The sequence below is a fragment of the Fodinisporobacter ferrooxydans genome, from assembly GCF_022818495.1.
GTDB classification, from domain to species: domain Bacteria; phylum Bacillota; class Bacilli; order Tumebacillales; family MYW30-H2; genus Fodinisporobacter; species Fodinisporobacter ferrooxydans.
In genome coordinates, this window is sequence record NZ_CP089291.1 from 2,570,460 (window position 1) to 2,584,721 (window position 14,262).

A 14,262-nucleotide genomic window follows, 5' to 3' on the forward strand; every position below is an offset into this window, starting at 1 on the left:
AAAGGAGAGTCTAGAGCCTATGTCAGATGTATATTTGGATTCTGGCCAACCGATCGAAAAAAGAGTCGAGGATTTGCTTGCGCGAATGACTGTTGACGAGAAAATCGCACAGTTAAGCGGAATTTGGGTATATGAACTATTACATGATATGACTTTTTCATCTGATAAAGCGGATTTCCTAATGAAATACGGGATTGGCCAAATTACCCGGATTGGCGGGGCGAGTAGTTTAGATCCGCAGGAAACGGCCAAATTGGCTAACCAAATACAAAAATACTTAATGGAACATACAAGACTTGGAATACCTGCATTGGTACATGAGGAAGCTTGCAGTGGATATATGGCAAAAGGGGCAACCTGTTTTCCGCAAACGATAGGAGTTGCAAGTACCTGGAACCCTGACATTGTCGAAAAAATGGGATCTGTGATTCGCGAGCAAATGAAATCGGTGGGCGCCCGTCAGGCACTTGCTCCGCTTCTTGATGTGACAAGGGATGCAAGATGGGGAAGAGTTGAGGAAACGTTTGGGGAAGATCCTTATTTGGTCAGCAGCATGGGAGTCTCTTATATTCGCGGATTGCAAACAGAGAATGTAAAAAATGGCGTGATTGCAACAGGCAAGCATTTTGTCGGATACGGAAATTCTGAAGGCGGCATGAACTGGGCACCTGCCCATATCCCGACACGTGAACTCTATGAAGTTTTCCTATATCCGTTTGAAGCCGCCGTGAAAGAAGCAAATCTTGGATCTATTATGCCGGCATATCACGAGCTTGATGGAGTCCCATGCCATAAATCGAAACAGCTTTTGCGGGATATTTTACGCAAAAAATGGGGATTTGACGGAATTGTAGTATCGGATTACTTTGCTATCCATATGCTTTATGATTATCACCATTTGGCGAAGAATAAGAAGGAAGCAGCCAAATTCGCGTTAGATGCCGGTGTTGATATTGAATTGCCCAGTACGGATTGTTATGGTTTACCCATAAAAGAAATGATCGAACAAGGCACGATTGGCATGGATCTGATCGACGATACGGTACGTCGAATTTTACGGGCCAAATTTTCGCTGGGACTATTTGAAAATCCATATGTTGATGAAGGCCATACCGTTGAAGTGTTCGATACATCGGAGCAACGGCAATTGGCTCACAAAATTGCACAAGAATCTATCATTCTCTTAAAAAATGAAAAGAAAGTATTGCCTTTAAAGAAAGAGCTTCGATCGATTGCCGTGATCGGCCCAAATGCGGATCGTGTTCGGAATTTGATTGGCGATTACGCATATCCCTGTCATATCGAAACATTAATTGAGATGCGTGACAGCGGCAATGTTTTCAACACACCACTACCAGAACGTTTGGATCTTACCGATAATTTTGTACCCATTATAAGTATTCTTGAAGGGATTCAAGAGAAAGTTGCAGCGGACACAAAAGTCCTGTTTGCGCAAGGGTGTAACGTAACCGGCGATGATGTTGAAGGCATTTCAGAAGCTGTTGAAATTGCAAAACAAGCGGATATCGCGATTGTAGTCGTAGGTGATAAAGCGGGATTAACGGATAGTTGTACGACTGGGGAATCCAGAGATCGCGCCGACCTGAACTTGCCGGGTGTTCAGGAACAATTGGTGAAGTCAGTCTATGAAACCGGGACTCCGGTAGTAGTTGTGCTCGTAAACGGAAGACCTTTATCGATGAATTGGATGGCAGAAAACGTGCCTGCCATTCTCGAAGCATGGCTGCCCGGTGAAGAAGGAGCTAGAGCAGTAGCTGATATCCTGTTTGGAGATTACAATCCGGGGGGAAAACTACCGATTTCGGTACCGCGTTCCGTTGGCCAGATACCTGTATATTATTATCACAAACCATCCGGAGGCCGCTCCCACTGGAAAGGTGATTATGTTGAAATGAGTACGAAACCGTTGTATCCATTCGGGTTCGGATTAAGCTATACAGAATTCTCCTATGCGAATCTCCGTATTTCAAACCGACAAGTGCCGACACAAGGAACCGTCGAGATTTCCCTCGATATACAAAATATTGGTGATCGTCCGGGAGACGAAGTCGTTCAGCTTTACATCCATGACGAATTGGCGAGTATCACAAGGCCTGTCAAACAGCTCAAAGGATTTCAACGCATCACATTGAACGCCGGAGAGACAAAAACGATCACATTCCAATTGAATGTGGAGCAACTCGGGTTTTACAACGAAGATCTGCAATATGTAATCGAGTCCGGTCGCATAAACGTACTGATTGGCAGCTCGTCTGAAGATATCCGGTTGACAGGTTCGTTTGAAATCGCAGGGAAGACGGAAGAGATAAGCAATCGATATTTTATTACCAAAGTTCGGGTGCAAAAGGGACAAAGTGTACAGGAGGCGATCAAATGAGTTTTTTTCCGAATGTAAAAAGAATTCAATATGAAGGTTCAAAATCAAAAAATCCATTGGCGTTCAAATATTATAACCCGGATGAATTGGTTGCAGGCAAACGAATGGAAGACCATCTGCGGTTCTCGGTTGCATTCTGGCATACATTTACATTCAGCGGTACGGATCCTTTTGGTGCAGCGACTATGCAAAGACCATGGAATGATTTGTCCGGTCTGGAATTAGCCAAAACGCGAGTGGAAGCCGCGTTTGAATTCTTTGAAAAACTTGGTGTTCTCTATTTTGCGTTTCATGATCGCGATATTGCTCCGGAGGGAGATACGTTAAGGGAAACCAACAAAAATTTGGACATCATTGTTGCACAAATGAAAGATTATATGAAAATGAGCGAAACAAAACTATTATGGAATACTGCCAATATGTTTACACATCCCCGTTTTCTGCATGGTGCCGCTACCAGTTGCAATGCCGGAGTTTTTGCCTATGCAGCGGCGCAAGTAAAGAAGGGGCTGGAGGTTGCCAAGGAATTGGGCGCGGAAAATTACGTGTTTTGGGGCGGCCGGGAAGGATATGAAACACTCCTGAATACGAATATGAAATTGGAGCAAGACAACCTTGCGCGTTTCTTCCATATGGCGCTTGACTATGCAAAAGAAATCGGATTTACCGGTCAGTTTTTGATTGAGCCAAAGCCCAAGGAACCAACCAAACATCAATATGATTTTGATGCTGCAACTACGATTGCGTTCTTGCAAACATATGGACTGAAAGATCATTTTAAACTGAATATCGAAGCCAATCATGCCACACTGGCCGGACATACGTTCCAGCATGAGTTGCGGGTGAGCCGGATGCACGGCATGCTCGGCTCTGTCGACGCGAATCAAGGGGATTTGTTGCTCGGCTGGGATACGGATGAATTTCCGACAGATCTATATGAAACCACATTAGCGATGTATGAGATTCTGCAGAATGGCGGACTTGGCAATGGAGGCTTAAATTTTGATGCGCGACCAAGACGTTCTTCTTTTGACACCGACGATCTGTTTTACTCCCATATCGCGGGCATGGACAGCTTTGCGAAGGGATTAAAAGTTGCCGGCAAGTTGCTTGCAGATGGTGTATTTGAAACGTTTATCAATAACCGTTACCGTAGTTATGAATCTGGAATCGGATTGGATATCGTATCCGGAAGGGCGAATTTTCATATGCTTGAAGAATATGCTTTGAACAACGAAATCAAAAACGAGTCCGGCAGATTGGAAATGTTGCGATCCGTTCTCAACCAATACATTTCCCAAGAATAAAAGTTAGTGAACTGGGGAGCAGGAATAGGAATAGGAATAGGAATAGGAATAGGAATAGGAATAGGAATAGGAATAGGAAAGAGGGGTCTCATTCGGTACCCCTCTTGTATTCTTTCCTTTTAAAAAATATTTTGTTTGCTTAAGACAGCAGCAGAAACACTATCGATTGAATACGGACGTAAACGGACTTGGTATTCGAACGGTCCCGTTTTGAGTTGATATTGCGGCAATACATCTGGTCCGCATGTCGCGCTGCCCAATCCGTGTTGTGCTGCATCGAGATGCAAAACAAGATCTTCACGGGGAGTCAGTTCATGCGTATGTTTGGCCCGTTCGAAATCTTCCGGCAAAAAGCGATGTACACTAAAGTTAAAGTCTCGGAATCCAACAGCCAAAAGGCCTGCTCCCCGTGAATTTGTAAGCGAAACCCAACGCACATCCGTGCGATTTCCGTTCTCCTGCGGATGCACGTAGTTGGTCATCAATTCATCCGCATTCTTTTTGTAAATATCGATTTTTCCCGCCTGTTTGCTATCGGAATACGATTCTCCGGGGCCGCGCCCATACCAGATGACAGTATCCAGGAATTTTGGCAGCTTCATTTGCAGACCTATGCGCGGAAGTGTGCTTGGAAACTCGCCTTCCGGTATTCCTTGTACACGCAGTATGACATCGCCCGAACCAAATATGGTATACGTATATGTCGTCCGGATCCCCCATTTCCATACGGGCGGTGCAAGGCGAACATTCACCGTGATTTGCACATGATATTCATTGACTGAATATGCAACGGAATCGACGCGGTGTTTCATTCCATGCACCCCAGCATGTTTCCATTCTTTCAAAGAAATGTGATCATTATCTACTGGAGCCCTCCAAACATTTAATCTGGGGCCTTCATGTAGCAGCGTTTGGCCAAGGTACGTCCAGGCAGCGATTTGACCGTACACTTTGCTGAAAGTTAGTGCAAAATCACGTCCTGTGACTTGAAGAGCCGTTTTCGTTTCTTCCACATGCAAGGGAAGTTCGATGCTGACATTGCGTCTCGGCTGCTTTTGCGGCAATTCAAATTGTGCCCATGCGACTTCATGTCCTGCTTTTGCCCACATCGTATCGACAGCCAATCGGAATGAGATGTTTAACCAATAATCGGCTCCAGCCGATAAAACACTTGGCAACTGATACGGCACTGACACCGTTTTGCTTTGTCCTGGCGGAATCTCGGGCAAAGTTAACGAACCGGAATGCTGGATCGCTCCATCGGACGTGACATTCCAAGATACCTGCAAGTGTTTCAAGGATATAAAATCGTAACGGTTCGTCACTTGTATCGTTCCGTCTGCCAACTGCAACGCATCGACTTTGACCGGTTCGATCGCTTTTTTGTATTCAATGAGTCCGGGACTTGGGGTACGGTCCGGGAAAATCAATCCATCGATGACAAAGTTTCCGTCATGTGGCCGGTTCCCAAAATCACCGCCATATCCAAAATATTCTTTCCCGTTTTCCGCCATTTGGCGGATTCCGTGATCGATCCATTCCCAAACAAACCCGCCTTGCAGACGATCGTATGTATAAAAAACTTCAAAGTATTCTTTCAATCCCCCAGGTCCATTCCCCATGGCATGTGCAAATTCACACAAGATGTGCGGATGTTTCAAATCTGTCCGCTTGCCTAACACTTCCATATCCTGAACGGATGTATACATTGTGCTATACACATCTGCTGTTTTTGCGCCCGCGGTTGTTTCAAGCTTTTGTTGATTCAGCGTGTTTTCTTTATTTAGAAGAATATAGCGCGTTTCGCCCTCATAATGAATCACACGAGTCGGGTCAAAGCTTCTCGCCCATGCGGACATCGCTGCATGATTGCGGCCCAATCCGGATTCATTTCCCAATGACCACATGATAACGCTTGGGTGATTCTTGTCCCGATGCACCATGCGTTGCATGCGGTCCAGACAAGCTGGCTGCCACTCCGGACTGTCGGTCAGTTGTGTCCAATCCCCGACCACGTCAAACCCATGTGTTTCCAAATCCGCTTCATCGATGACATAGAATCCAAAGATATCGCACCATTCATAAAATCGTGGATCGGACGGATAATGGGATGTCCGGATCGCATTGATGTTGTGCTGTTTCATAATGAGAAGATCTTGTTTCATCACCTCGAGAGGAATGGAACGTCCAAGGTCAGGATGATGTTCATGGCGATTCACGCCTTTGAACAGGATTGGCACACCGTTGACAAGAAGCAAGCCGTCTTTGATTTCTACGGAGCGGAAACCAACCCGTACAGGAACGGTCTCGACCAGATTGTTCGTGCTGTCTTTCAAAGCAAGCAGCAAATGGTACAAATAAGGCGATTCTGCAGACCATTTTTGTGGTTTCGAAACCACAAACTCCAAATGAGATACATCCGCAATCGTTGCGTTGTCGATCGCTTGAACCACTTGATAGCTGGCGTCAAGCAATTGAACTTCAACCTGATATCCTTGTATGTCTGCCTGTCGTGTGTTGCATAACGACATCTGAATCTTCAATTTTGCATCTTGATACGCTTCATCCAATTGGGTTTGAACAAATACGTCATCGATATGGACAAAAGGTGTCGCGAGCAAATAGACATCGCGGAAGATGCCGCTCAACCACCACATATCCTGATCTTCCAGATAACTTCCATCCGACCATTGATAGACGCGAACGGCAAGCGTATTTGTTCCTTCATGGACATATGAAGTAATGTCAAATTCGGACGGTGTTCGGCTGCCTTGGCTATAGCCGAGTTCCTTGCCATTGACCCATACGTGGAAAGCGCTGTCGACGCCTTCAAACCGCAAGCGAATTCGCCGATTGCTCCAACTCGAATCGATCGTAAATTCCCTGCGGTACGATCCCGTTGGATTTTCCGTCGGCACATGCGGCGGATTTACCGGAAACGGGTAAATCACGTTCGTGTAATGTGGAGTGCCATATCCATGCATTTGCCAGCAAGAGGGAACAGCAAGCATGTCCCAATCTTGTACATCATAGTCAGGATGGTAAAAGTCTTCCGGTGCTTCCATGACAGTTTTCGAGTAGTGGAATTTCCAGTTCCCGTTTAACAACTGAAATCCAATCGATTGTTCGCGTTCATAAGAAAGCGCCTCGCTGACATCCGCATAAGAAAAGAAGTAGGATCGTGCAGGTAAACGGTTTCTTTGCAGGAGTGATGGATTCTCGTAATCTGGTGACATGCGCAATCGGCCCTCCTAAGTTAGGGATAAAATGGTGGGAATCATGTATATGCAAAATGAAAATCTGGTAATGATTCTTAGTATAGCAAAAAAAATCTAAAAGGGAACCGTTTTCAAAAAAATCTGGATACGTGTTCAGGATTCAGTTACAATAGGTAACAACAAAAACATTTGCAGAAGGGGAAAACCATGGCAACACGACAGGATGTGGCAAAATTAGCCGGAGTTTCACCGTCGACAGTTTCCAGAGTCATCAATGAAAACGGATATGTGGCGGAAGATGTGCGGAAACGCGTCAAACAAGCAATTCAGGAATTGAATTATATTCCCAATCGGGTGGCAAGGAGTTTGCGTATGCAAAAATGTCGGCAAATTGCCTGCATTACCCCATCCATCAGCAACTCATTTTACCATGAAATTGTCATGGGCATCGAAGAAATTGCGCTGGAGAATGGTTATACGTTTTCGCTCTATAACTTGACATATGAGAAACGAGAATACCTCAAACTGATACTGGAAGGGTTTCATGATGGCGTCATCTTGCTGCAGCCATCCGAAGTGGAAAAAATCCTGCCCTTGGAACAAATTGCAAAGCATCTGCCGATCAGTATGTACTGTGACCGCAGAGAAGTTGCGGCCATTCCTCATGTGTATGTAAATTTGCGCCGTGCGATGCGGAAGAATGTCAGTCATTTAATTCGTTTGGGCCATCGTGATATCATCTTTCTTGGGTATGAATTTCATGCACCTGAGGAAAATCCAAGATTTCAAGGGTATGTGGATGCCATGAATGAGTTCGGATTGCCGATCTTGCCGCATCATCAGCAATTTATTCCGGATTTGAAGGATACGTTGACGGTTGGGTATCAAAAAATGATCGAGTTCCTGGAGAGGGGTATGACATGTACGGCAGTTGTTGCCTCCAATGACTTATTGGCGGTCGGTGCGATGCGCGCATTTACCGAAAGAGGGATGCGAGTCCCTGATGATGTGTCGATCACAGGTGTTGATGATTCGGAGATTTCAAGATTGATTACACCTAGTCTTTCTACCATTGGCATCCCAAAGCAAGAGATCGGGAATCTCCTGATGCGGCAATTGTTAGACCAAATCAATGGGATGCAAACAGTTTATCCTGCGATCGAAGTATCAACGGAACTGATCATGCGGGAGTCTGTCATGAAAAAGAAAATAAAAATCGAATGATGTCTGGCAAATATCTGTACGTTTTTTGGCGTTGTGAATATTGATGATCGCAACGCAACGTTTCATTTTCTATGGACTCGATTTCATATGCAATAGAATCCAGTATTCCGGCAAAAATCAAAAAACGATGCAATTTCGGCTTTTCTAATCGAATGGAAACGAGCAAAAAAGTTATTGACAAGCCCTAGAAAAAACAAATATAGTAAATGCATGGAATTACAGTAATTACACTTCCATCATTTGATCATCATCTGTTATATGAACACGAAACCATAATGAAAGAACAATCGTTCAGCAAGAGGCAACTGGAAGAACTACATAGCAAAAAGCGGGTTACATTTTTCACACTTTATGAATGCGATTTCATAGTAAAAGGAGAGAATGTTATGAAAAAAACAGTTTTAGGAATCAGCGCAGTGCTTGCAACAAGTCTGTTGGCAACAGCCTGTGGTTCCAGCAGCTCTTCTACTGCCGCATCCGGTGGAAATTCATCATCGGCGGGTTCTGAAACGATTACAGTTGCTTCATGGAATGACGCTGCAGACTCATTAAAAGCGGAAATTGCAGGATTTAACAAAAAATATCCCAATATTAAAGTAAATATTCAATATGTGGATACAAATTATACAAAAATCATGCCGGAATTGGCATCCGGTTCCAACGTTCCTGATATCATTCAAACACAAAATCGGGATTTTCCGGCATTCATGAAAAAATTCCCCGGCGAATTTGTTGATATCACGAATCAAACGAAGGACTTGAAAGACAAGTTTGTTGCGTCTGCATGGGAGCCGGTTACAGGCAGCGACGGAAAAATCTATGCAATGCCTTGGGATCTAGGTCCGGCTGCCGTGTATTATCGAAAAGACATGTTCCAGCAGGCAGGTGTGGATCCGAATTCCATTAAAACTTGGGATGATTTCATCAAAGCCGGGAAACGTGTGGAGGCGAAATTTCCAGGTGTGAAAATGGAAGGCTATCAAGAGGCCAATTTTGATCCTTACGAAATATTTTTAAATGAATTGGCTGGAAATTACGTTACGTCTGGCGGGAAAATCGACATAACATCCAGTCAATCCAAACAAGCTCTTTCATTGTTGCAAAAAATGCACAAAGCAGGTCTTTTGCTGGATGTAAAGGATTGGAACGGCCAAATTACAGCCATCAATAACAACAAGTTGGCATCGATCATTTATCCGGTCTGGTATGCAGGAACTCTTATGAATTCTGTGAAAGACCAATCGGGGAAATGGGGCATCATGCCGCTTCCGGCGTTTACAGCAGGAGGAAACAACCAGGCGAACTTGGGCGGTTCCGTTTTGGCTATTACGAAACAATCGAAACATCCGGACGCGGCCTGGAAATTTATCCAATATAGTTTAGCAACGGATGAAGGGGAAAGTGTCATGTTAAAATACGGATTGTTCCCTTCCTATACCCCATTTTATAGTAATGCAGAATTCAAGAAAACAAATGATTACTTCGGGACACCGATTTATAACTTCTTTGCGTCCCAAACGAAAAACATTCCGCCTTTGAATCATGGACCGATTATGCTGGATGCATCGAAACCGCTCGGCGATATGGAAGCAGCCGTTCTCTCTGGAACAAGTCCGGATCAAGCAACACAAACAGCAGCAGAAGCCATTTCGAAATCCACCGGTCTTCCGCTGAAGTAATCGCTTATGGGGCGTTCGATATCCGGGCGCCCAGTCCCTCCGTCCCCCCAGTCCCATAGAAGAGAGGTGCCGACTTTGAGCCAATCTGTTTTAACAAACATCTCATCATCTGTTAAAAAGGGAATTACGCCACGGTCACTTGTATCAAAAAATATGGCACCCTATGTGTTTTTAACTCCTTTTGTTATCGTGTTTGTAGTATTTATGGTCTACCCCATTTTGGATTCTCTTTATTTGTCTTTTACGTCCGCACAAGGGAGCACGTCCGACTGGATTGGTCTCGCCAACTTTAAAAACGTCCTCACTGACGGATTATTTTGGAAATCGCTAGGAAACACAGCAATTATTTTGGTTGTACAGGTTCCTATTATGCTATTTCTTGGCACGCTGTTAGCAGCTTCCTTAAATTCCAAATTTGTAAAAGCACGCGTCGTCTTCCGTTTAGCCGTATTTTTGCCGGTACTGATCGATTTGGTAACGTATTCGATCGTGTTTTCCATTATTTTCAATACCCAATATGGTATTTTAAATTATCTTTTGGGATTGATTCATATCGCGCCGGTTCAATGGCTGCAAAATGCCGTTTGGGCCAAAATTGCGATCATAGTCGCAATTACTTGGAGATGGACGGGATATAATGCGATTATCCTGCTTGCAGGGCTGCAGGCAGTTCCCGAAACTCTGTATGAAGCGGCGAACGTGGATGGTGCATCTCGCGTAAAACAGTTTTTCTTTATTACGATTCCCATGCTGAAACCGATTCTTTTATTTTGCGGGATTTTATCCACAATCGGAACTTTACAGCTCTTTACAGAGCCTTTCTTGTTGACGAACGGCGGTCCCAATAATGCGACAGAAACGCCTGTCATGTACATTTATCAATTTGCATTCCAAAGTTTCCATTTTGGTTATGCATCTGCGGCTGCATATGTCTTAACAATTCTGATTGCAATTTTAAGTTATGTCCAAATTCGCGTCACAAAGGGAGGGGAACTGTAATGAGCAGAACAGGAATCACTCCGAAAATCATTACCTATTTGTTTTTGAGTCTTTCGTTGCTTGTTTCCGTGTACCCATTTTATTGGATGGTTATAGGTTCGACTTTGGATGGCAGCACGATTTTTCATCTGCCACCACATTTGTTGCCAGGCGGCCATTTTATCCAAAACCTGCAAGGTTTAGAAGCGGCAGGTCCGGTATGGACAACTCTTTGGAACAGTTTGTTTATTGCTATTGTTTATACAGTTGCCACTTTATACCTTTCAGCAATTGCCGGGTATTCGTTTGCAAAGTATGAGTTCAAAGGAAAACAAATATTGTTTTTAGTCGTGTTGGTAACGATGATGTTGCCTCAACAAGTCACATTGATTCCGTTATTTAAAATGATGAGCGTGTTTGGCTGGCAAAATCAGCCCCAATCTGTGATCCTCCCATCTTTGGCGAATGCATTCGGCGTTTTCTTTATGCGGCAAAATATGATGAATGTGCCGACGGATATGATTGAAGCGGCACGTATTGACGGATGTGGGGAACTTTCTATTTTTCACCGGATTATTTTGCCGACAACCTATCCTGCATTATCCGCATTGGCTATTTTAAGTTTTATTCAACAATGGGGGAACTTTATGTGGCCGTTGGTCATTTTACAGAACCAATCTTCCACAACATTGCCCGTCTTTTTATCCATGCTTGTTCAACCCGGACAAGTGATTCATTATGGACAAGTTCTAACGGGGACTGTAGTCGGGATTATTCCGATTCTGGTAGTTTTCCTGGTATTCCAAAAATACTTTGTATCCGGCATCTATGGAGGTGCCGTCAAAGGATAAGCGGAGAAGCGCGAACATAAAAATGACAGGTATTGATACAGATCATTCAAAATATGATATAGCAATTGCTGATGTTTTATAGTATGTTGAAACCAAAACATAAAATATGCAATACGGCTCGAAGCGGTTATTGTTTGTTATATGAGTTCATTCTTCCTTTTGAGGGTGCCGATCGTATTGCAGTATACGGAACTGATTCCTATGCAGACAAAAGGAAGCATTGCGTGAAACATCCAAAAGGTTCGATCGGTATTCGGAAATGGGGGTTGATCCTGGAAAACAAATCAAGTAAAACCCGTCTTGAATTCAAGGCGGGTTTATGTATGATCCGATGGATTGAGAATCTACATGAAAAGACCGGATGGGATGATGGGGATATGGATGCGAAAAAAAGAAATTTCATCTTGATGTTTATTGATCCAATCGTATTTACGATCGGGATGACGTTTTTATCGGTAAACGCGGTAATGACATATTTTTTATCCAACCTAGGCGCCAGTACGTTTGAAATCGGGCTTGCAAATGCCCTTGTTTCCATCGGCGCATTTGTTTCTCAACCGATTTTTGCAAAAAAAGTAATGAATCTTCCTTATAAATTAAAAACGTTTGTAAAGCTGCTATTTGCACAACGTATCTTTTTCTTGGCATTTATTCTCACCATTCCCTTCTTTTCCGTATCACATCCGCATTTTATGGTAATGTTATTTTTGATCTGTTGGTTGGGGTTTAATTTTTTTGTGGGTTCCTATGGACCATTTTATATGAGTTTATTTGTAAAAATGATTGCCGTACAGCAACGCGGACGGCTAAAAGGGTACAGTGGCGGAATCGGCAATTTGCTTGGATTAGGTATTGCCTATTTGATCGGGATTCTTTTAGCTGATATAAAGTTTCCATATAACTATACGGTAGTTTTTGCAATCGGAATTATTTTGTTGTTAATCGATGTTTTTGTATTTGCCTTAATGAAGGAATTGCCGGACCAAATTACAAAAATCAACATCAATTATTTTCAGTATTACAAATCAATTCCCAAAAATTTCAGTGATAACCCTACATTTAAAAAAATTGTCATTGCTTTCTCTTTTATGATCATCTCACAAGTAAGTTTGGCTTATTATACTCTGTATGCAGTACGGGACTTTGCTGCAAATTCGATGCAAATTGCGCTATTTACCGGGCTTGCCGGGTTGGTTAATTTCCTAGGCAATATTTGTTTTGGCATTTTGGCTGATAAACGCAGCCATCGATTTGTTTTGATTGCAGCCTCCGCTTGTGGTGCATTCGCGGGAATTTTTGCATTAACTATACACCAATTATGGGCAGTATTTGTTGCGTTTGCGTTAACAAACGTATGTTTGACCGGATACAATTTAAGCAATGGGATTTTAATCATTGAAACGGTTACAAAAGAAAAATTGCCAATGTGTATCAGCATCAACACAGTCATTACATTAATTGTTTCTTCAATTGTAACGATCGGCAGCAGTTTCTTAATTGATACATTTTCGTTTTCTATCGTTTTTTTAATAACGGCGATTGCAGGAATCATAGGTTGTGTCGTGTTGTACAGTTATGATTCAAGTCGAATACGTATTCGTTCGAATACGATGTAGGACCATGTTTGAGGCGATTCCTTCTCCGCATTTTGGATTGAACTACGATCCATCTCATCTAGTGCGACTGCGCATTGATTACTTGCGGGTACTTGAAGAATTTGGCGAAAGGATCAACCATTGCCATGGGAAAGATACAGAAATTTTACAAAATGAACTATATGAATATGGGACTCTTCCTGCATCTTTTGGGGCAAAGTTAAAGTTCACCGAGGGTTCTTGGCGTTATACAATCCCAGGTCGAGGTCTCGTGAATTGGGGGATGGTTGCCGAACAATTGGATCGTTTTGGCTACCAAGGTGTCGTCAGTATCGAACTTGAAGATCATAACTATTGGGGAACATTGGAAGCAGAGCAACAAGGTATCGTAGAAGCAGCGAAGTTTCTGGCAAAACATTTTAAGTGCGTGTTCAAAAAGTGGTTATGTAAGGCACAAGGAGTGCGAAGCCGAAGCACGAAAAGGCGACGGAGTGTACGTGTTTGGTACATGAGTAAATCTCTTTGGGATTCGGCAAAGCAATCCGCCGTGGAGTTTTGACTACTTTTTGAACATCCTCTTTAAATAGAATTTGTGATTTGTGCAATAAACTCATGGATTCATATGCTCTTAGATAAAATGGTTGGTATTTGTCCTGTATTTGAATCATTTTTATCCGATAGCAATCGTAACTAATTGCTCCGCTACTGCAAACGGGAGAATTGTTAGTCTTAATCATCAAATACAATCGATGCGGTCGCTCTGGGATTAAGCTTCCGACGAGTTCTCTCGCTGATGCAAAGAGAGAGAATCGAACAAATTTTAGGGCGAAAATTTATGTGCGAAATTTAAAAAATAATTCATAGTTTCATGCTTAGTAGCGATCACCCTGGATGTGATATGGCGGTATGTATGATTCACCGTTGATGTTGCATAATGGGTGATTTTTAATTGGCAAAATAGTTTTTTGGATGATATATTAAATATATCAACTTTAGAATTGATGGGATGATT

At 43.1% G+C, this 14,262-nt stretch carries 9 protein-coding genes; 8 read left to right on the top strand and 1 reads right to left on the bottom strand.

What is annotated here, in order from left to right; genetic code table 11:
- Positions 1-19 precede the first annotated feature (19 nt).
- Both LSG31_RS12220 and xylA read left to right on the top strand, forming a co-directional pair.
- The gene (locus LSG31_RS12220; protein ID WP_347435387.1) at positions 20-2,398 is read left to right on the top strand and encodes a glycoside hydrolase family 3 N-terminal domain-containing protein; all 2,379 of its coding nucleotides are present in this window, start codon (positions 20-22) and stop codon (positions 2,396-2,398) included.
- The gene (xylA, locus tag LSG31_RS12225) at positions 2,395-3,705 is read left to right on the top strand and encodes a xylose isomerase (RefSeq protein ID WP_347435388.1); all 1,311 of its coding nucleotides are present in this window, start codon (positions 2,395-2,397) and stop codon (positions 3,703-3,705) included. Before LSG31_RS12220 ends, xylA begins: the two co-directional genes overlap by 4 nt.
- Before the next feature lie 119 nt (positions 3,706-3,824).
- On the opposite strand, the gene lacZ is transcribed toward xylA, so the two are convergent.
- Entirely contained in the window at positions 3,825-6,941 is a 3,117-nt protein-coding gene (gene lacZ, locus LSG31_RS12230; RefSeq protein WP_347435389.1) for a beta-galactosidase, LacZ type, read from the bottom strand.
- 189 nt (positions 6,942-7,130) lie between these two features.
- Here lacZ and LSG31_RS12235 point away from each other — a divergent pair, with 189 nt between their 5' ends.
- The 6 genes from LSG31_RS12235 (at position 7,131) to LSG31_RS12260 (ending at position 13,809) form a co-directional block, all read left to right on the top strand.
- A complete protein-coding gene (locus LSG31_RS12235) occupies positions 7,131-8,147 on the top strand; it encodes a LacI family DNA-binding transcriptional regulator (protein WP_347435390.1) in 1,017 nt (338 codons plus the stop codon).
- A gap of 386 nt (positions 8,148-8,533) precedes the next feature.
- Complete coding sequence (locus LSG31_RS12240) at positions 8,534-9,826, top strand: ABC transporter substrate-binding protein (protein WP_347435391.1); 1,293 nt, start codon at positions 8,534-8,536, stop codon at positions 9,824-9,826.
- 75 nt (positions 9,827-9,901) lie between these two features.
- Entirely contained in the window at positions 9,902-10,825 is a 924-nt protein-coding gene (locus LSG31_RS12245; RefSeq protein ID WP_347435392.1) for a carbohydrate ABC transporter permease, read from the top strand.
- Positions 10,825-11,655, top strand: a complete 831-nt coding sequence (locus tag LSG31_RS12250; protein ID WP_347435393.1) for a carbohydrate ABC transporter permease — start codon at positions 10,825-10,827, stop codon at positions 11,653-11,655. The genes LSG31_RS12245 and LSG31_RS12250 overlap by 1 nt, the downstream gene beginning before the upstream one ends.
- 224 nt (positions 11,656-11,879) lie before the next feature.
- On the top strand, positions 11,880-13,271 hold the full coding sequence (locus LSG31_RS12255) for an MFS transporter (protein ID WP_347435394.1): 1,392 nt from the start codon (positions 11,880-11,882) through the stop codon (positions 13,269-13,271).
- A 4-nt stretch (positions 13,272-13,275) separates the two neighbouring features.
- Complete coding sequence (locus tag LSG31_RS12260) at positions 13,276-13,809, top strand: sugar phosphate isomerase/epimerase family protein (protein ID WP_347435395.1); 534 nt, start codon at positions 13,276-13,278, stop codon at positions 13,807-13,809.
- The last annotated feature ends 453 nt before the right edge of the window (positions 13,810-14,262 follow it).